The sequence below is a fragment of the uncultured Caulobacter sp. genome, from assembly GCF_947036865.1.
Classification (GTDB): Bacteria; Pseudomonadota; Alphaproteobacteria; order Caulobacterales; family Caulobacteraceae; genus Caulobacter.
The window spans coordinates 17149-36426 of record NZ_CAMQSF010000036.1 but is presented as its reverse complement, the minus strand read 5'-3'; the positions used below and the strand labels follow the sequence as shown (position 1 = coordinate 36426).

Annotated in this window: 18 protein-coding genes and 1 pseudogene; 9 read left to right on the top strand and 10 right to left on the bottom strand. The window is 69.8% G+C overall.

Annotated elements, in window-relative coordinates:
* The first annotated feature begins 95 nt into the window (after positions 1-95).
* Positions 96-1541 carry a protein adenylyltransferase SelO gene (locus Q0V34_RS16375; protein WP_297513936.1) on the top strand — a complete coding sequence of 482 codons (1446 nt, stop codon included), beginning with the start codon at positions 96-98 and terminating at the stop codon, positions 1539-1541.
* Between the two features lie 89 nt (positions 1542-1630).
* Entirely contained in the window at positions 1631-1756 is a 126-nt protein-coding gene (locus tag Q0V34_RS16370; protein ID WP_297513929.1) for a hypothetical protein, read from the top strand.
* Positions 1757-1762: 6 nt separating this feature from the next.
* Here the strand turns inward: Q0V34_RS16370 and Q0V34_RS16365 are convergent, their stop codons facing one another.
* The 9 genes and pseudogenes from Q0V34_RS16365 to Q0V34_RS16325 all read right to left on the bottom strand — a co-directional run bounded on the left by Q0V34_RS16365 (position 1763) and on the right by Q0V34_RS16325 (position 13517).
* Positions 1763-2533: a polysaccharide deacetylase family protein gene (locus tag Q0V34_RS16365; protein WP_297513926.1), complete on the bottom strand. Its 771-nt coding sequence runs from the start codon at positions 2531-2533 to the stop codon at positions 1763-1765.
* A gap of 7 nt (positions 2534-2540) precedes the next feature.
* On the bottom strand, positions 2541-3380 hold the full coding sequence (locus tag Q0V34_RS16360; RefSeq protein ID WP_297513923.1) for a glycosyltransferase family 2 protein: 840 nt from the start codon (positions 3378-3380) through the stop codon (positions 2541-2543).
* 129 nt (positions 3381-3509) lie between these two features.
* Positions 3510-5771 (bottom strand): TonB-dependent receptor, encoded by a 2262-nt coding sequence (locus Q0V34_RS16355; RefSeq protein ID WP_297513921.1) that lies wholly within the window; start codon positions 5769-5771, stop codon positions 3510-3512.
* A gap of 165 nt (positions 5772-5936) precedes the next feature.
* Positions 5937-6914, bottom strand: coding sequence for a FecR domain-containing protein (locus Q0V34_RS16350; RefSeq protein WP_297513918.1), 978 nt, complete (start codon positions 6912-6914; stop codon positions 5937-5939).
* A gap of 85 nt (positions 6915-6999) precedes the next feature.
* Positions 7000-7551, bottom strand: a complete 552-nt coding sequence (locus Q0V34_RS16345) for an RNA polymerase sigma factor (protein ID WP_297513916.1) — start codon at positions 7549-7551, stop codon at positions 7000-7002.
* A 246-nt stretch (positions 7552-7797) separates the two neighbouring features.
* Entirely contained in the window at positions 7798-10056 is a 2259-nt protein-coding gene (locus Q0V34_RS16340) for a CHASE2 domain-containing protein (RefSeq protein ID WP_297513912.1), read from the bottom strand.
* A 19-nt stretch (positions 10057-10075) separates the two neighbouring features.
* The gene (locus tag Q0V34_RS16335; RefSeq protein ID WP_297513909.1) at positions 10076-11419 is read right to left on the bottom strand and encodes a FecR domain-containing protein; all 1344 of its coding nucleotides are present in this window, start codon (positions 11417-11419) and stop codon (positions 10076-10078) included.
* A 1-nt stretch (position 11420) separates the two neighbouring features.
* Complete coding sequence (locus Q0V34_RS16330) at positions 11421-12233, bottom strand: response regulator transcription factor (protein ID WP_297513905.1); 813 nt, start codon at positions 12231-12233, stop codon at positions 11421-11423.
* Positions 12234-12288: 55 nt separating this feature from the next.
* Positions 12289-13517, bottom strand: a pseudogene (locus tag Q0V34_RS16325) (winged helix-turn-helix domain-containing protein).
* A 68-nt stretch (positions 13518-13585) separates the two neighbouring features.
* Here Q0V34_RS16325 and Q0V34_RS16320 point away from each other — a divergent pair.
* Positions 13586-14434: an aldose 1-epimerase gene (locus Q0V34_RS16320; RefSeq protein WP_297513903.1), complete on the top strand. Its 849-nt coding sequence runs from the start codon at positions 13586-13588 to the stop codon at positions 14432-14434.
* A 111-nt stretch (positions 14435-14545) separates the two neighbouring features.
* Here the strand turns inward: Q0V34_RS16320 and Q0V34_RS16315 are convergent, their stop codons facing one another.
* Positions 14546-15847: a lytic murein transglycosylase gene (locus Q0V34_RS16315; RefSeq protein WP_297513900.1), complete on the bottom strand. Its 1302-nt coding sequence runs from the start codon at positions 15845-15847 to the stop codon at positions 14546-14548.
* A gap of 211 nt (positions 15848-16058) precedes the next feature.
* Between Q0V34_RS16315 and ykgO the strand changes: the two genes are divergently transcribed.
* From ykgO to Q0V34_RS16285, 6 genes are all read left to right on the top strand, one after another.
* The gene (gene ykgO, locus Q0V34_RS16310; protein WP_004616427.1) at positions 16059-16184 is read left to right on the top strand and encodes a type B 50S ribosomal protein L36; all 126 of its coding nucleotides are present in this window, start codon (positions 16059-16061) and stop codon (positions 16182-16184) included.
* The gene (locus Q0V34_RS16305; RefSeq protein ID WP_297513896.1) at positions 16184-16801 is read left to right on the top strand and encodes an HAD family phosphatase; all 618 of its coding nucleotides are present in this window, start codon (positions 16184-16186) and stop codon (positions 16799-16801) included. The genes ykgO and Q0V34_RS16305 overlap by 1 nt, the downstream gene beginning before the upstream one ends.
* A 29-nt stretch (positions 16802-16830) precedes the next feature.
* On the top strand, positions 16831-17787 hold the full coding sequence (locus tag Q0V34_RS16300; RefSeq protein ID WP_297513893.1) for an NAD(P)-dependent oxidoreductase: 957 nt from the start codon (positions 16831-16833) through the stop codon (positions 17785-17787).
* Between the two features lie 89 nt (positions 17788-17876).
* Complete coding sequence (locus Q0V34_RS16295) at positions 17877-18146, top strand: DUF2312 domain-containing protein (protein WP_297513888.1); 270 nt, start codon at positions 17877-17879, stop codon at positions 18144-18146.
* 66 nt (positions 18147-18212) lie between these two features.
* Positions 18213-18557: a hypothetical protein gene (locus tag Q0V34_RS16290; RefSeq protein WP_297513885.1), complete on the top strand. Its 345-nt coding sequence runs from the start codon at positions 18213-18215 to the stop codon at positions 18555-18557.
* Between the two features lie 73 nt (positions 18558-18630).
* A complete protein-coding gene (locus tag Q0V34_RS16285) occupies positions 18631-19110 on the top strand; it encodes a hypothetical protein (protein ID WP_297513883.1) in 480 nt (159 codons plus the stop codon).
* The last annotated feature ends 168 nt before the right edge of the window (positions 19111-19278 follow it).

The following is a 19278-nucleotide window of genomic DNA, read 5'->3' as shown; positions in this document are numbered from 1 at the left end:
ATGTTCTGGCGTTTTCTTTTGCCGGGAAGCGACATGCGCTCGGGGCCGTCATCGAAATTCGAAAGGGGCTTGTGTCGGAACGGTCCCGACCTCATCTGGCGGACATGGGTTTCTCGTCCGCCTACCGCCCCGATCCGCGCTTCCAGGCCTTGGGTCGGGACTTCTCCGATCCGGTCGAGCCAGCCCCGTTTCCCGAGACGATCACGCGTTATCGCAACGCCCGCGCCGCGGCCAGCGTAGGGCTCGAGGGCTTGGACGAGGCGGCATGGATCCGCCATTTCGGCCGCTTCGCGCCGTTGCCGGACAACCAGCCCGTCCCCCTGGCCATGCGCTATCACGGCCACCAGTTCCGCGTTTACAACCCCGATCTCGGCGATGGGCGCGGCTTTCTGTTCGCCCAGCTTCGCGAGCGCGACACGGGGCGCCTCCTGGACCTGGCCACCAAGGGCTCGGGCCAGACGCCCTGGTCGCGGAGCGGCGATGGCCGCCTGACGTTGAAGGGCGGCGTGCGCGAAATCCTGGCGGCGACGATGCTGGAGGCGCTGGGCGTTCCGACCTCGCGGGCCTTCTCGCTGGTCGAGACCGGCGAGCCCCTGACGCGCGGCGACGAGCCCAGCCCGACCCGCTCGGCCGTCCTGACCCGCCTGTCGCACAGCCACATCCGTTTCGGCACGTTCCAGCGCCTGGCCTATTTCGATCGGCGCGACCTGGTCGTCGAACTCGTGGACCACGTGGTCGAGACCTATTTTCCGCATCTGGCGGACGCGCCCGATCGCCCGGCGGCGCTGCTGGCGGCGACGGTCGACGCCAGCGCGCGGCTGCTGGCGCGCTGGATGGCGGCGGGCTTCGTCCACGGGGTGCTGAACACCGACAACATGGTCGTGACCGGCGAGAGCTTCGACTACGGACCCTGGCGGTTCCTGCCCCGCAACGATCCGAACTTCGTCGCCGCCTATTTCGACCAGTCGGGGCTCTACAGCTTCGGCCGCCAGCCCGAGGCGGTGTTCTGGAACCTGCAGCAGCTCGCGGCCTGCCTAGCCCTGGCGACCGATCAGGCCGGGCTGCTGGCGGCCCTGAACGGGTTCTCCGACGCCTATCGCCTGGCCTTGCGGCGGGCGATGCTGGACCGGCTGGGCCTCAAGAGCCTGGACGCCGAGCGCGATGTCGAACTCGTCAACGCCGCCTTCCGCGCCCTGGCCGAGGGCGGCGAGGCCCTGCGCTGGGAGCCCTTCTTCTTCGACTGGTTCGGCGGCGAGGCGTCGACGGCGCGCGCCTTGGCCGGCCCCCGCGCGGCCCTCTATGCGAGCGAGGCGTTCCAGATCTTCCGCGCCCGGCTGGCGGCGTTCGAGCCGGACCGGCCGGAGCGCCTGGCCGACCCGGTCTTCCAGCGATCCGAGCCCGAGGAGCTGATCATCGACGAGGTGGAGGCGCTGTGGGCCCCCATCGCCGAGGCCGACGATTGGGCGCCTCTGCGCGCCAAGCTCGACCGCCTGGAGGCCGCGCGGGCGGCCTATGATCTGGGGAAAACGGACGCGCTCTGAATTTTTTGTTCGGGCTCGGAACAATCGTCAAGGTTCCGTCTTATAAGTCCGGCAAAGTGCCTCCGACGACCGACGCGTGGAGATCCCCAATGCGCATTTTCCAACCCATCATGCTGGTCTGCGCCGTGGCCATGTCGTTCGTCGGCGCCCTGGGTCTGCCGGGTTGCGCCCGCGCGATCGGCGAGTGCCTGCGGGATCGGCCGGAACCGGCCTGAACGCCGTCAGGCGCTGAGCGCGGCGGGCGGCTGGGCGGCCTCGTCCAGCAGATCGCGCCGGGCGGAAATCCGGAACGCGCCCAGGAACCATTCCAGGAACAGCCACGTCTCGCGGTCATGATCCAGGTGATGGGTCAGAAGGCCGATCGGCTGGTCCCAGTCGCCCGCGAGTCGACGCTGGGCCATCAGGCGGCGCATCCGCGATAGGAACCGCCAGCTTCCCCGGAACCGCCCCCCGCCCTTCCAGCGCAACACGTCGAGATGCGCGTCCAGGCGCGGGACGCCGTCGGTCGAGCGCGGCTGATCGAAGCCCGACACCGCCGTCAGCGACGAGCCCGGCAGGGCGGCCAGCAGCTGCGGCCGCAGATTGTTCCAAGGCGGAACGAACAGGCTCGGCGCGGCGCCCGCGCGGTGGAACGCCGCGACGGTGGCCAGGAGCTGGCCGCGCACCCAGTCGATCCCGTCGTCCTCGACGATCTCGCCGAAGCCTTGGCCGCGCGCTTGCCGGTTGACGTGTTTGAAGCCGTGGACCGCGATCTCGACGGTCTTTTCGCCTTCGAGCCGGCGCACCAGCAGCGGCAGGCTGGGTCCGGCGATCACCGCCAGGGTCAGCGGCGCGGCGTGACGGCGGGAGACGCTGAGCAACTGTTCGAGCGCGCCGGTCGGCACCCGCGCGTCGTCGTCGCGCCACCAGAGCACCGGCGCGCGGCCGGCCTTGGCCCAGCGGCGCAGTTCCGGGCCCAGGATCAGCCGGAAGGCGAGAGGCGAGCGGGCCATGGTCGCCCTATTGCGCGACGGCCTCGGCGCGACGCAGCGGCGCCGGGGCCGTGACCGGCGCGAGACGCTCGACCTTGGCGGCCTGGGCGCGGCCGCGCAGGATTTCCCGCGCGCGGAGGTTCGACAGGATCGGATAGAGCCCGGCCATCAGCGAGATCAGGAAACCCAGATCGCCTTCGCGGAAGCCCTTGCGCGAGACATAGCACTTGAAGAACCGGCGCACGCCGCGGAAGGAATCGTCGGCCAGGCTCTTGACCTTGCCGCTGTCGGCCAGGTCCTGGGCGCGCAGCGCGGTGTAGCGGCCGAGGCGCGCGAACATGTCGGCGATGTCCTCGTCGACCATGTGCTTCAGAGGCTCGGTCAGACGACCGCCGAACACCCCCTCCAGCTTGGCCGCCGGGTGGACGCGCTCGGCCTTCCAGGACTTGTGGCCGCGACGGAACAGCCGGGCGGCGGAGGCGGTGCCGAACGAGCCGCCCCAGCCGTGGCGGACCAGTTGGTCGCCGACATAGTTGTCGATCGGAACTTGATACCAGTCGGCGGCGGCGTCGCGGTCGATGGTCTCGCGGACTTCCTGGCCGAAGGCCGGGGTGACGCCTTCGTCGGCGTCGAGCTCGAGGATCCAGTCGCCGGTGCAACGGGCGATGCCGGCGTGCTTGCGCGGGCCTTCGATCGGGAAGATGCCCGACACCACCTTGGCGCCATACTGGCGGGCCACGGCCTCGGTGCCGTCGCTGCAACGGTCGGCGACCACGACGATCTCGTCGCAGAAGGACAGCGCGGCGAGACAGGCCGGCAGGCGCTGCTCTTCGTTGTGCGCGCAGATCAAGGCCGAAAGCTTGGCCATCACATCATCCTCGATCGAACAGCCGCGCCCCGCGGCCGCCTCGATGGGATGACGGCGCCAGGGGGAGCCTCCCCCCGCCCGTTTGCTAAGAAATGTGTAAGGTTTGCAAAGACGTCTCCGCCTCGGAGACTAGAAGTTGGCGGAGAGCGACAGACTCCACGTGCGCGGGCGCTGCGGCGTCACCTGACGCACCTGACCGAAGCTGAACGGGTTGCCGTAGGCGAAGGTGTCGCTCGAGCTGTTCCAAGGATTGCTGACGAACAACGCCGCGCGCCAGCGATCGGTGAACAGCTGCGCCGACAGCTTGCCGGTGTAATAGCCCCCCATCGACGGCGAGTAGCGCGGATCGAACGTCAGGCGCGAGCGACCGATATAGCCGGTCTCGGCGGTCAGCATCAGGGTGGTGTTGGACAGCACGGGGCGGCGATAGGTGACCAGGCTTCCATAGGAGACGTCGGGCACGCCCGGCAGGCCGGCCGAGTCGGTGATGCCATAGCCGGGCGCGATGCGCGTCAGCTTGGGTTCGTTGAACAGCGCGTTCGCCGAGACCGTCAGGCGCGGCGTGGCCCGCCAGGCGGTCTCGATCTCGAGCCCGCGATTGCGCCCGTCGCCGATATTGGCGGTGTAGGACAGGCCCGACGAGAAGTACTGGTCCGTCTGGATGTTGCGCCAGTCCTCGTAGAACAGGGCCGTCCGCAGATTGACGCGACCGCTCCAGGGATTGAGCGTGGCGCCGATCTCGTAGTTGCGCAGGTGATCGGGCCGGAACACCTTGCGGCTCTCCGAAGGGATACCGAGACCCCCGGAATTGAAACCGCCCGCTCGATAGCCCTCGGAGGTCAGCGCATAGATCAGGCCGCCGCGCGACAGGTCGCGCTGGATCGAGACCTTGGGCGAGAAGCCCTGGAATGTCGCGGTGCGATCGAGATTCCGCGACTGCCCCGGCGGCGGCGACAGGACATAGGACCGCGTATGGACCGTGGTCTTGAACGAGCGCCCGCCCAGGGAGACCTTCCAGCCCGCGCCCAGGTCGTAGCTGGCCTCGCCATAGGCGGCGTATTCGTTGACGCGATCCTTGCGCTGCTCGTCATAGACGCTGCGCGTGACGTTGTTGGATCGCGCCCGAAGGTCGGAGTCGCCCAGCTCGATGCTGGTGGCGGTGAACAGGCCCAGCATCCAGCGCAGCCGACCGATCGCCGGCGCGGTATAGATCATGTCCTCGACGGCCATGCGCACCATGGCGGACTCGTCGTAGACGCCGAGCTGGATCGCCTTGTCCTCGTCGGCGAACTGGGTCAGGGCCACGGTCGCGTCGTAGCGGCTGGCGTAGCGGTGCGTGAGGTAGCCCGTCACCGACTCGAACTGGCCCCAGTCGCCGGAGCCCTCGATCTTCATCGACGACTGGCTCAGCCGGTTGCGGTGGCTCTCGCGCACCTGGTTGGCGCGTCGAGGACCGCCAGGGGCCAGGGTGACGTATTGCGTGTCCTTGGACGACACGTTCTGGATCGCCGCGCCGAGCTTGATCCGCCAATCGCCGAGATCGAGGCGCCAAGCCGCGCGGCCGCCCCGGCGCGTGGTCTTGTCGACGTTCGACAGGCGCAGATTGACGTCATCCAGATATCCGCCATCGACATCGTGATAGATCGCCGCGCGCAGCGCCGACTGCTGGCTGGTCGGAATATTGACGACGCCCTCGAGCCGGTAGCTCTCCGAGCCGGCCTCGGTGGTGGCCACGGTCGCCTCGGCCATGCCGCTGTAGACGGCCAACTCGGGCTGGCGCGTGACGATCCGATAGATGCCGGACAGCGAGCCGCCGCCGTACAACGCGCCCTGGGGTCCGCGCAGCACCTCCACGCGATCGACGTCGATCAGGCGAAGATCGGGGTCGGGCGCGTTGTAGTTGACGGGCACGTCGTCGAGATAGGTGCCGACCGTCGACTGGGTGCGACCGGTGAAGGTCCCGTCCGAGAGGCCGCGCAGCAGGATCTTGTTCCGCGCCGCGCCGAGATTGGTGGTGATGAAGCCCGCCGTCTGGCGCGCCACCGAGCCGGTCTCCCCGACACCGGTGTCTTGCAGTTGCGGCGAGCCGATCACGCTGACGCCGCCCGGCAGGCTGCCCAGGCGCGGCGAGCGCTTGCCGGCGCTGATGATCAGCGGGGCCAGGGGCGCGATCGGCTCCGGCGCGCTGATCCTGGGCGGCGGCGGCGGAGCCGCGCGCGGGGGCGTCGGCGGGCGAGCGGGCGAAAACCGCACGGTGCGCGCGTCGACCAGGACATAGGCGCAGTTCGTCCCGCGCGACGCCAGATCCAGGGCCTCGCGGACGGTGAAGGCGCCCACCAGGGGGACGCCCGGACCCTTGCAGGCGTCGACGCCCCCGATCGAGACGCCCATGCGGGCGCCAAGCTCGATCAGGGTCTCGGCGAGGGTGGCCTTGCGGATGTTCAGACGCGCGCGCGTTTCAGCCGCTGTCGCGGGGGAGCCGAGGACGCCCAGGCCTAGGATGCTGGCGGCGAAAAGGAGCGAGGCCCGTCTCAGGATCGGGCCCGATCAAAAGCGCTAATGCGGTGCGGACGGCCTTCCGCGCAGGACAATGGCATCATCGGTCGGCGTCGCCGAAATCGGCATGAGGCTGGTCAGACGACGAACCATCGCATCCTGACCATCCACGATCAATACGCCCGAGAACCGCAGGTTGGCCGTGTTTTCACCCTCGAGGCGAAGCGGCCGCTCGAAATAGTGGTTCATGTCGCCGACGATGCGCTCCAGCGGCTGGTCGCGATAAATCAGCCGCCCCGACCGCCAGCCCACCTGATCCTCGGCCGCCACGGCATGCACGACGACGCCCGAGGCGCCCTCGACATGCTCGAGCATCTGGCCGGGACGTAGACGGACCGGGCTATCGTCGCCGTCCGTCGAGACCTCGACCAGGCCGCGCAGCACGGTGACGGTCAGCTGGCCGTCGCGACGACGGACATCGAACTTGGTCCCGACCACGCGCACCGTCTCGTCCCCGGCGGTGATCAGGAACGGACGCTGAGCGTCGTGCGCCACGTCGAACAGGGCCTGGCCGTCGTGGACCGTGACGCGACGCGCGTCCTTGTCGAGTCGCACCGACAGGTGGGAGTCGGTGTTCAGGTCGATATGGCTGCCGTCGGCCAACTGGATGGCGCGGCTCTCGCCCTTGGCGGTGGCATAGAGCGTGTCGGACGGCGGCAGAAGCTCGCCCCAGGGCGCGATGACCAGGGCGACGGCCGCCGCGGCGCCCGCGGCGCCCAGACCGCCCAGCCAACGCCAGTCGATCGTGAACGTCCGCCTCGCCGCGGCGCGCCTGGGCTCGGCCGATTCCCCCCGGATGGCCGAACCCCGCTGGAAGATTTCCTCGTCGATGGCCTGGACGGCGTCATACGCCTGCGCCGCGCCCGGCTCCCCGAGCCAGGCGTCGAACGCCAACCAGTCGGCCTCCTCGACCTCCGGCCGCTGCAGTCGGGCCAGCCAATCGGCCGCCTCTTGCAGGTGCTGCGCTGACCGGCTCATCCGGCTTTGCTCCGACGAGGATCCATCATCCCCTTGGGTGGAGACGTCGCGGCTCGGCGCCATCCCCTATGATCGACTGAATAAATCACCGTAACCGCCTCGTCAGGGTCTTCAAGGCGGCGCTGATGTGCTTCTCGACGGTGCTGACGCTGATGCCCATCCGGCGCGCCGTCTCCGCGTGGCTGTGCCCTTCCAGCTTGTGCAGCCGAAACGCCTGACGGGTCTTCTCCGGCAGGTCCTCGACCGCCTCGACCAGCGCCTTCAGGCGTTGACGGCTGGCGACCACCTCGTCGGCCGGCGGTTCGTCGGCGATTTCATGACCGGCCACGCTGATCGTGTGGGCGCTGCGCCAGTCGTTGTCGCGCGTCGTCGCCCGCTTCTGGCTGCGCAGGCGGTCGAGCATCAGGTTCGAACCGATGCGGTGCAGCAGGGCCGACGGGTTGTCGATCGGGCCGACGCTCTCCATGCCGGCCAGCCGGATATAGAGATCCTGGACAAGGTCCTCGGCCTCGGCGCGCGAGTTGAGGCGCGCGGCGAAGAAGCGCACCAGATTGGCGCGCTTTTCCTCGTACAGGCCCAGCAAGCCGGCCTTGTCCGAGTCGCCTACGCCCAAAAGATCACCACCTACGTCCGCCAAGCGCCTTCCCTTTACGGCGCAGCACTATCCATCTTTTTGGCGGAAAAACGATCGTTAGTTGCGGGCGGCTTTCTCGCCTCCGCCAAGGCGTCCCGGCGCGCCCGCGCGCGGCGCGCGACGAGCGTTGAAACAACGATGTTTTTTCGTCGGTTCGCCGGCGCGGCGTCGCGTCCCGTCCAGGCCCCGCTTCGGGGACGGCGTCAGATGTGGCGAAATGTCGCGGGGGTTGGCCGCGCGCGTCCGGCCCTATGGGACGAGGCCCAGCTTCGGCAGGCGGACCGTGAACTCCGCGCCGACGCCCGTTTCGCTACGGCACGAGACCTCGCCGCCGTGACGGGCGACGGCGGCTTGGACGAAGGCCAGGCCCAGGCCCACGCCGCTGACCGCCAGATCGTGCCCGGGGCGCTCGAAGCGCTGGAAGGGGCGGAACGCGGTGGCGGCTTCCTCGCGCGAGAAGCCCGGCCCCTGGTCGGCGATAGTCACGACGGCGCTCGGGCCGTTCGCCGACGGCTTTTCGGCCAGGGTGACGGTGATGGTCGATCCTTCCGGACCGTACTTCACCGCGTTGCCCAGCAAGTTGACCAGGGCGCGGGCCAGGACGCTCCGATCGCCCATCACCATCAGCGGGGCGTCGTCGCCGAACTGCTCGATGCGGATCTTGCGTTGCACCGATTGCGGCCAGACCTCGTCGATCGCCTCGACCGCGATATCGACGAGGTCGACCGGCTCCAGCGAGACCGGCGTGACCTCGGCGCGCGCCAACTGCACGAAGCCGTCGGCCAGGGCCAGGGTGCGGCGCGCATAGGCCGCGATGCGGTCGGAGACTTCGCGCGGCAGCTCCGGCGTGGTGGCCAGCAGCGCCAGGATCGAGGTCTGCGGCGAGCGCATGTCGTGGGTCAGCAGCTGCAGCGCCTGCTCGCGCTGGCGCATGGCGGCGGTCAGGATCGAAATATCCGCCAGCCGCACGATCCAGCCCGCGCTCGCGCCCGCCTCGTCGCGGCGGAAGACCGTCTGCAGCTGAAAGGCGCGTCCGTCGGACAGGTGCAGGTCGATCGGCGCGTCCCGCTCGGTCTCGCGCGGCCAATCCAGCTCGAAGCGCTGGCCCAGGGGCTCCAGCGTGTTGATCAGGTCGGCCAGAGACGTTCCGACCAGCTCGGCGTGGACGGACTTGAACAGCGTTCGCGCCGCGGCGTTGGCGGCGATCACCCGGCCGCGCGCGTCGGCCAACAGCGTGGCGTCCGGCAGGCTGAACAGAGCGTCGGCCGAAAAGCGTCGCAGGTCGTCCATCCGGGTGATCGCCTCGCCCAGGCTCGAGGCCTGGCGGGCCACGACGTCGCTCTCGAAATCGACCGGTTCGCGCCCGCGGCCCCTGACGACCGACCGCACCCGGGCCAATTGCTGGCCGAGCAGGTCATTGACCCGGCCCAGTTGCGTCCAGCCCCACAGCAAGGCCACGACCAGCAGGCCGACGACCGGCGCGACCGGGGACAGCCAGACGTGGCCCAGCCAGAAAAGCGCGGCCGAATAGGCCAGCCCCACGAGGCCCAGGCCAAGCGTCAGCGCCAGGTTGGCGCGCGGCGGCAGCGCCAGGAGGCCGGCCAGCAGCAGCCAGAGCAGGGTCAGGGCGAAGGCGACGCGGCCTCCCGGTCCGGCCGCCTGGATCATTTGACCGCTCCGCAGGCCGTCGAGGATGCTGGCCTGCAACTGCACCCCGGTCATGCTCGCGGCGTCGGGGGTCACCGGCGTGGGGAAAGCCGGACCCAGTCCCGGCGCGGTGAGGCCGACGAACACCGTGCGGCCGGCGATCAGCGAGGCCGGAACCTCGCCATCCACCACGCTGGAAAAGCTGACGCGCTTGTAGAGCGAAGGCGGGCCGGCGAACGGGATCAGCATCGTCTCGTCGGCGCCAAGCGTCGGATCGGGTCGCCGGTCGCCGAGCGTCGCGCGATAGACCACCGTCATCAGGTCGGGGCCGAGGCCCGTTCCGTCCGCCTCGAACGGCGCCATGCGGCGCACCACGCCGTCCTCGTCGAAGCGCACGTGCGCCAGGCCGACGCCCGCCGCGCCCTGGCTGATCTCCGGAATCGAGCCTTCGACGCGCGGCGGGGCGCCCTGGCCCGCGTCGATCAGGAACTGGGGCAGATAGACCCGCCCCGAGCGGGCGATGGCCGCGCCCAGCGCTTGATCGCGCGCCGGGTCGTCGCTGGGTTGGCTGAACAGCACGTCATAGACGATCGCCCGCGCGCCCGCGGCGGTCAGCCGGTCGACCATCCGCGCGTGAATCTCGCGCGACCAGGGCCAGGCGCCGAGCTCGGCGAGGCTGCGGTCGTCGATGTCGACCATCAGGATCGAGGCGTCGGCCGGGCGCTCGCGCGTCCGCGCCAGCGCGTCGTACAGCACGTTGTCCACCCGGCGCGGCGGCCACAGCGCGAGCGCCACGAAGGCCAGGCTGGCCAGGATGGACAGCAGCAGCCACGAGAGCAGCCGGCCCGAGAGGCGCCTCATGTCCGTCGCGCCGGCCGGATCACGGCCCGATCCGCAGCGATCGCGACGTCCCCACCGTCTCGGTCGCCACGCCCTTCTCGAGGCGCGCGGTGGTCACCCGCCAGACATAGGCGCCGGGGGACAGGTCGGTCAGCACGACGCGCGGCTCGGACAGGCCGGGTCGGTCGACGATCGGCGTGGCCGGATCCTTGGCCGCGAACAGCTGGAAGCGATAGCCGCGCACGGCTTCGCCCGCGCCGCTCCAGCGGAAAAGATATTGGCGCGGCGTGGCCGGCGGCGCGTCCGGGCCGCCAAGGTCGCGGTGGAACGCGTAGTCGGCGGGCAGGCCCTCCAGGCCGTCCGGATCGATCGCCGTCAGGCGGACGAAATAGTCGCCGCTCGGCACCTGGCCGAAGTCCGCGATCGCCCGCTCGCGGGTGGTGGTCTGGGTGTTGGCCTCGGCGAACACGTCCATGAAGCCGGCGTCGCGCGCCAGCATCAGGTGGTACGAGGCCGCGCCCTTCACCGGCTCGACGGAAAAGCGCACCAGAGGCTCGCGCTGCAGCTGGCCTCCGGCCGTCAGCTCCGGCGCGGGCAGAAGCTCGATCGGTCCCCCGACGCCGCCGGCGCCGGCGCTGACGCCAAAGCCGGCCGCGATCGTCGGCGCGTCCGTCGCCGTCTGCCCCGCCGCCACGCCGACGGCGCCCTTCAGGACCTCGGTCTGAGCCTTGTCCTGGCTGGCGCCGACCCGGAACTCGGTGCCGCGCACGGCCGAGACCGAGACCGGCGTGCGCACCTCGAACCGCGCGCCGGGGGTCTGGGTCGGCGTGGCCGAGATCACGCCCTTGCCTTGATCCAGCTGGAACACGCGCTGGGGGGCGTTGTTGATCAGCACCTGGCGGAGCCGGGCGATGCGCACGCGCGTGTTGGACGGCAGGGTGACGCGCGAGCCGTCGTCCAGCTCGAACGTGGCGAAGGCGCCGGGGCCGGTGATCACCGTCTGGCCCTCGGCCAGGGGCATGCCGACCCGCGCGGCGGCCCGCTGGCCGTTGGTCTCGATCACGACGGATCCGGTGAACGCCGACAAAGTGGCGGCGATCGGGGTCGCCTTCAGCAGGTTCGGATCGATATTCAGCTGCGAGCCCTGGCGCAGATGCCGCGGTTCGGCCACGCGGTTGGCCTTCTGCACCGCGCGGTAGTCGCCCGGTCGGTTCATATAGCTGCGGGCCAGGCCGATCAGGGTGTCGCCAGGCCGGACCATGTACGCCACTGGCGGCTCGCCGCCCGGTCCGCGCGCGGGCGGTCCGCCGGGCTGGGCGGCGGCTTGGCTCGCCAGGCTCAAGCTCGCCGTCAGGAAAAGGCCCGCCCCCGCAGCCCTGATCATTCTACTCTCCCCCGTCGCCGGTCTCGGGTTCGCATGCCTCCAGACGATAGCCGAAGCCGTAGACGGTGCTTAGCCGGAAACCGTTGCTGGGCCTCAGGTGAAGCTTGGCCCTGAGCCGCGAGACGTGGGCGTCCAGGGTTCGGGTCTCCAGGTCCGGCCGCTGGCCCCAGATCCGTCGCAGCAGATACTCGCGCGACAAGGGCCGGGACAGGTTGTTGAACAGCAGGCTGGCGAGCTGGAACTCCTTGGGCGTCAAGGCCTCCACATGGCCGCCCCAACTGGCGGTCTGCGCGCCGGCGTCCAGGCGATAGGGGCCATGCTGCTCGCTGGACGGCTGGCTCGGAGCCTTGTGCACGCGCCGGACCACGGCGTTGACCCGGGCCAACAGCACCTGCGGCTGCAGCGGCTTGACGATGTAGTCGTCGGCGCCGGCGTTGAGCCCTTCGACCAGGTCGGCCTCGACCGAGCGACTGGTCAGCAGCAGCACGGGCGGGGCGGTGACGGGATCCTCGCGCAGCAGCCTCAGGGTCTCGACCCCGCTCAGCTCCGGCATGTTCCAGTCGAGGATGATCAGGTCGAAGGTCTGCTTGCGCAGCTCCGCCAGCAGACGCGAGGGGGCGGTGAAGCTGGTGCAGGTGAAGCCGGCGGCGTCCAGAACCGAAGCGACGAGATCGTTGTGACTGGGATCGTCGTCGAGCAGCGCGACTTTCATTTGCTCACTTACGCTGGGAACTGGCGCGCCTCGCGGGGGAGCGAGGCGCGCCGCGGCCGACACACTGTCGGTGGGGCGACGAGCAGACGGCCAACAACTCATTAATAACGTGCTCCGGCCAAGCTTGCTCGACTCAAGGCGGTATTTTTACAATGCTTTACAGTCCGGTCGAGATGTCATCGCGTCGGCGGGCTAGAAGAACGCCTCTAAATGGGTCGCCAGATCGCCTTTTAGGTGAATCTGGACCTCCGCTAATCCTAGCCACGACGCCATCAGCGCCAACGCGCTGGCCAGGCGGCCGGCGGTCTGGTCGTCCGCGCCGGGTTCGGCGTGAGCGGCGAGGACGCGGAGCTTGCCCGCCTGGCGGTCGGCCTTCAGGTCGACGCGCGCGGTGATCGCCTCGTCCTGCAGGAACGGCAGCACGTAGTAGCCGTGAGTGCGCTTGTGGGCCGGGGTGTAGATTTCCAGCCGCACGCGGACGCCGAACAGCCGCTCGGTCCGTTCACGGAACCAGATCAGGTTGTCGAACGGCGAGAGCAGGGCGTCGGCCTTGATGGCGCGGGGCCGGCGGGTCTCTGGCCAGAGATAGGCCGGCTGGTTCCATCCCTCGACCTGAACCGGCGTCAGGATCCCGTCCTCGACGAGTTCGGCCAGCGCCTTGCGGGTGTCGGCCGGACCAAGGCGGAAATAGTCTCGCAGGTCCCGTTCGGTGGCCACGCCCATCGCCCGGCCGGCGGTCGCCAGCAGGGAGCGATGGGCCTCGCCGCGGTCGGGCGTCGGGGTCCGACTGATCGATGGCAAGGCTCTTTCCGGCAGATCATAGACCCGCTCGAAGCTGGCCCGGCGCGTGGCGGTGGTCAGGCGGCCGGTCCAGAACAGGCACTCCATCGCCCGCTTGCCCTCGCTCCAGCCCCACCAGCCGCCTTCGCCCTTGCGCCCCAGATTCAGTTCCGAGGCCGCCAGCGGGCCGCGCTCGGCGACGGCGGTCAGGGCCTGCTCGATGAAGTCGGCGTGCCCGCGCATGAAGCCGGACACGTTCTTCCACACGCCGACCCCGTCCAGCGCGTCCCGCATCCGCCAGCGCAGGTGCGGATGGATCCAGAGCGGGGTCAGCGAGGCTTCGTGCGCCCAGTACTCAGCCAGGGCGCGCTTTTTCCCCCATGCCAGCTCGTCCAGCAGCGCGCGGTCATAGGGGCCCAGACGCGCGAAGAACGGCAGGTAATGAGAGCGCGACAGCACATTGACCGAGTCGATCTGCACGACGCCCAGGGTCTCGATCGTCGAGAGCAGATGGCGCCGGCCGGGGGCGGCCGGCCGAGGCCGCCCGAACCCTTGCGCCGCCAGCGCGATGCGGCGCGCCGCCGGGGCGGAAAGAGTTTCGCTCATGACCGCAGTTGAGCTTGCGCCGGTCGGAGGCGCAAGGCAGTGAGACCGCTCACATCCGGGGGAGCCGCATGACGATCGCCATTGAGAAGGGCCAGGCGCGCCTGACGTTCGCGCCCGAGGTCGGCGGCGCGGTGGCGAGCTTCACGGTCGGCGGACGGAACGTGCTCAGGCCGATGGCGGCGGGCGCGCGCGACGCGCTCGAGGCGGCCTGTTTCCCGCTGGTCCCGTTCTGCAACCGCATTCCCCAAGGCCGCTTCGCGTTCGAGGGGCGCGAGGTTGTGCTGCCGCCGAACCTGGGCGATCACCCGCATCCGCTGCACGGCCAGGGCTGGCGCGCGGCCTGGACGGTCGAGACGGCCGCCGACGGCGAGGCGCTGCTGTCCTATGCGCACGCGCCCGACGCCTGGCCTTGGGCCTACCGCGCCGAACAACGGTTCACGCTGAGCGAGACGGGCTTGCGCGCCGAGCTCACCGTGACCAACACGGGCGAGGCCGCCATGCCGGCGGGCCTGGGCTTCCACCCCTACTTCCCCGCCGCGCCGGGCGAGACGCTGACGGCCGCCAACGACGGCGTCTGGCTGATCGACGCCGAGGTGCTGCCGACGATCCATCACGCGGGCGTCTGGGGTCCGGACTGGGCGGCGGGCGCGCCGGTGGCGGGCCACGACCTGATCGACCACTGCTATACGGGCTGGGACCAGCGGGCGACGCTGACGGCCCCCGGCCGGCCGGACACCGTCGTCACCGCCTCGGCCGACTGCCGCTGGCTGCACGTCTATGTCCCGCCAGGCCAGGGTTTCCTGTGCGTCGAGCCCTGCGCCAGCCGGCCCGATCCGTTCGGCGCGGGCGAGACGGGGATGGTCGTGCTGAAGCCGGGCCAGCGGCGGTCGATCTGGATGGAGATAACAAGCGCCTAGAACCACGCGCGGAGCCGTCCTCGCCCTTCGACAAGCTCAGGGTGAGGACGTATTTCGGCTCGGGCGCGAGAAAACCTCACCCTGAGCCTGTCGAAGGGCGAGGTTTTCCCCCTACGGCGCGATCCCCGCCTGGGCCTTCAGCCGCGCCACCATGTCGTTCGACAGATAGCCGTCGGCGGGCAGGCGCTGGCTCTGCTGCCAAGCGCGCAGGGCCTTGCGGGTGCCGGCGCCGATGACGCCGTCGGCGGGGCCGGGGTCGAAGCCGACCCGGGCCAGGGCGATCTGGGCGGCCATCCGGTCCGACAGCGACAGCGGCGTCTCGACGGGCCAGGGCGTGACCAGCGGCCCGCCGCCGGCGAAGCGGTCGGCCAGCAGCCCGATGCCCAGGGCGTAGGCGGTCGAGTTGTTGTAGGTCCGGATCGCGAAATGGTTCGGCAGGGCCAGGAAGGCCGGCCCAGCCGCGCCCGCCGGCAAGAGCAGCATGGCCGGCGAGGCGGCGTCCTGGGCCGTCCAGGGCAGGCCGTCGGCCCGCCGCACGCCCCGCGCCTCCCACCAGGCGGGAAGCTGCTTTTCGACCTCGGTGACCGCATAGTCGAAGCCGGCCGGCAGGATCACCTCCTTGGCCCAGCCCACGTCGCGCTTCCAGCCGCCCTTGACCAGCAGATTGGCCGCCGAGGCCAGGCTGTCGGCGTCGGAGCTCCAGATGTCGCGTCGGCCGTCGCCGTCGAAGTCCACCGCCGTGGAGCGATAGCTCGACGGGATGAACTGGGTCTGGCCCATGGCCCCGGCCCACGAGCCCTTGAGCTGCGCGCGGGTCACCTCGCCCGAATCGATGATCTTCAGGGCCGCGATCAGCTCGCCCTCGGCCCAGGCGCGGCGACGGCCGTCGGCGGCCAGGCTGACCATCGAGCGGACGACGTCGAAATTGCCCTGCAGCTGGCCGAACGCCGACTCCATGGCCCAGACGGCCAGGAGGATGTCGCGCGGCACGCCATAGCGGGCCTCGATCGCCGGCAGGAAGGTCAGCTGCTCGCGCTTGGCGCGGCCCACGGCGACCCGGTCGTCGCTGATCACGCCCCGGACATAGTCGCCGACCGGCTTGGAGAATTCCGGCTGGCGGCTGTCCAGGCTGATGACCTTGGGGTCGGGGGTGACGCCCGACAGCTCGCGGTCCAGCAGGGCGGGCGACAGGCCGGCGGCGAGGGCGCGGACGCGGAAGTCCGCCAGCCAGGTGTCGAACGACAGCTCGCCGGTCGGGACCGGGGTCTGAGGCGTCGGCGCGGGGCCGGTCGGCGTCTGGGGCTTGGGCGCGGGCGGCGGCGGCGGGGCGACCGCCGTCAGAGGTCCCTGCGGCGAGGTGTCCGCGCAGCCGGCGAGCAGGAGAACGAGAAAGACGCGACGATCGAGAGCCATGCGGGGAAAGCTACCGGGGTTCTGGCGACGGGTTCAATCACAAGCGCGCCAGACGGGTGAAGTTCCTTGGAAAGCTTGCGCGAAAGGCCCTTCCGCGCATTGACTCCGGGCCGCGTCCTGCTTATACGCACCGCCTCCGAAACACCCGGATGTTCCGGCCGTCATCTCGTGCGCGCCCGAACCTCTCCGCTGAGTACAGACAGAGACGGTCATGAAGGTTCGCAGCTCGCTGAAGTCGCTGAAGGGTCGCCACCGCGACTGCAAGATGGTTCGCCGCAAGGGCGTCATCTACATCATCAACAAGACCGACCCGCGCTTCAAGGCCAAGCAAGGCTGATGACGCCCACGGGTCCCAGAGCCGTTCTCTGGGACGTCGGCAATGTCATCGTGCGCTGGGATCCCCGCGCGCTCTACGCGAAGATCTTCAAGGAACCGGCCGATCTCGACCGGTTCCTTTCGCATGTCTGCACCCTGGATTGGCACGTCGCGCATGACCGGGGCGTGTCGTTCGCCGACAACGCCGCGCCGCTAATCGAACGCTTCCCCGAGCACGCGGCGGTGATCCGCGCCTGGGACGCGCGGTTCGACGAGATGCTGTCGGGGCCGATACCGGAGACGGCGGCGGTGATCGAGGCCCTGGCGGCGCGCGACACGCCACAGTTCGCCCTGACCAACATGCCCCAATCCAAGTGGCCGGTCGTCCAGGCGGTCTCCCCCGCCCATTTCGCCCATTTCCGCGACGCGATCGTCTCGGGCGACGAGGGCGTGATCAAGCCGGATCGCCGCATCTACGAGATCGTGCTGGAGCGGACGGGGCTGGCGGCGTCCGATCTGCTGTTCATCGACGATAGTCTCAAGAACATCGAGGCCGCAGAGGCGTTGGGATTCCATACGCATCACTTCACCGACCCGGCGCGGCTGCGCGGCGCGGTCGAGCGACATGGCCTGCTCTGATCGCCGCGACGACCGTTCACCGCGGCTGAGTGGAAACCTCACCCCGAGCTTGTCGAAGGGCGAGGTTTCGGTTCCAACCCCCTTCGGGCGACCCTAGACGGAGTTCCCACATGACCATCGGTTTCATCGGCCTGGGCGCCATGGGCGCGGCCATGGCTCGCAACCTTTTGGCGAAGGGCGAGACGGTGCTGGTGTGGAACCGCTCGCGGGCCATCGTCGACGCCTTGGCCGCCGAGGGCGCCACGCCGGCCGCGACCGTCGACGAGGTGTTCGGCGCCGACATCGTGCTCTCCATGCTGGCCCACGACGCGGCCATGCGCGAGGTGCTGATCGACAGCGGAGCCTTGGCCCGGGCGCGCAAGGGCGTCCTCCACGTCAACCATGCGACGATCTCGACGGCCTTCGCCGCCGAGCTGGCGGCCCTGCACGCCGAGCTTGGCCTCGGCTATGTCGCCGCGCCGGTGTTCGGCCGGCCGCCCGTGGCGCAAGCTGGCGGCCTCAACGTGCTGGCCGCCGGCGCGCCCGAGGCCGTGGCCAGCGCCCTGCCGACGCTGGAGACTCTGGCCGCCAAGGTCTGGCCGCTGGGCGAGGACCCGGTCCGCGCCAACGCCCTGAAGCTGGCCGGCAATTTCATGATCGTCTCGGCTATCGAGGCCATGGGCGAGGCCGTGGCACTGGGCGAGGCCTATGGCGTCGAGGCCCCCGACCTGCTGGAGATGCTGTCCAGCACCCTGTTCGCCGCGCCGATCTACAAGATCTATGGCGGCATGATCGCCGAGCGCCGCTACAGCCCGCCCGGCTTCGGCGCGGCGCTGGGCCTGAAGGACGTGCGCCTGGTTCTCGACGCGGCGGAGGCCAAGGGCCTGTCCATGCCGCTCGCCGATCTGGCCGAGGCCAGCCTGGAGATGCTGCTGGGCGGCGAGGACAAGGACCTGGACCTGGCGGCCCTGGCCGAGGTCGCCCGGGCGCGGGTGGAAGGACGGTAGGGGATAGCCGCTGAATCGCGCTTCCCAGCGGCGCGGCTTCGAACTAGGTTCCGCGCCTCCGATTTCCAGCCTTTCCGCGAGACGCCCGCATGGCCGACGACGCCATTCCCCACGCCGATGTCCTGAACTCCACCGCCCAGACCCAGCTGAAGTCGATCATCGAGCGCGTCGAGCGCCTCGAGGTCGAGAAGGCCGAGATCATGGAGCAGATCAAGGAGGTCTATGCCGAGGCCAAGGGCAACGGCTTCGACGTCAAGGTGCTGAAGAAGGTCGTGCGCCTGCGCAAGCAGGACCGCGCCAAGCGCCAGGAAGAGGACGCGATCCTCGACCTCTATCTGTCGGCCATCGGCGAGATCTAAGTCCCTAGGTCCTCTCCCGCTCGGGGGAGGATTTGCGCTTGGCGAGGCGCGCGTTAGGCTTCCCGGATGCGCGCCAAGCCGCCCGATCCCAAGGAACAAGCCAAGCGGGCCGCGCTGAACGCCCTCAAGCGGGCCCGTCGCGCGGCCGAGAAGTCGGGCGTCGAGCTCTCCGAATGGGAGGGCGAGTTCCTTACCAGCGTCGCCGAGCGGGTCGAGACCTACGGCCGCGCCTTCGCCGATCCCGAAAAGGGCGCGCGGGGTCAGGCCCTGTCGGGCAACCAGACGATCAAGCTCAAGGAAATCGCCCGCAAGGCCAAGGACGAGAAGAAGGGCGGCGAGGCCAAGGCGATGCGGCGCGGCTTTGGCCGCCGGCCGCGCCGCTCGGCCGAGCCGGAAGACGCTCCAGAGTGATCGCGGCGCGACGAAACGGCGCCGGCCTCGCGCGGATTCGTGGTTAAATCCCTCCCGTCGAGGGAGAGACGTCATGGAAGCCGCCAAGTCGCCGCGCCATGTGGCGCTGACCATCCTGTTGGGCGCGGCCGTCGCCGGCACGCTCGATATCACCGAGGCCTGCGTCTATTGGGGCGTCACCAAGGGGGTGGCGCCCGAGCGCGTCTTTCAGGGCGTGGCCAGCGGCCTGCTGGGCAAGGCGGCGTTCACCGGCGGGGCCGGCGCGGCGGCGCTCGGCCTGGCCGCCCACTACGTCATCATGACCGGAATGGTCGCCTGCTACGTGCTGGCCAGCCTGCGCCTGCCGATCCTGATCAAGCGGCCGGTGACGATGGGGCTGGCCTATGGCGCGGCCACCTTCGTGGCGATGAAGTACGGCGTTGTCCCGCTGTCGAACGCCAATCACGGCGGGCCCTTCGTGCTGGCGACCTTCGTCAACAATCTGTCGGCTCATCTGTTCGTGGTCGGCTTGCCCATCGCCCTGATCGCCGCCTGGCGCGCCCGACAGGCCTGATATCTTTTCCGTCCCAAAGACTTACCAAAAATCATCGTTCTTCCAGCGCCGTTAAGGCGCCGGTAACGATCTCCGCCCCAAAATGTGAACAATTGTAAATAGTTAACAACCCTAATCTTGTCGTGAGGTTCTGGGTCGCGAGGCGGGATCGCGATCCATCGTCTCGAT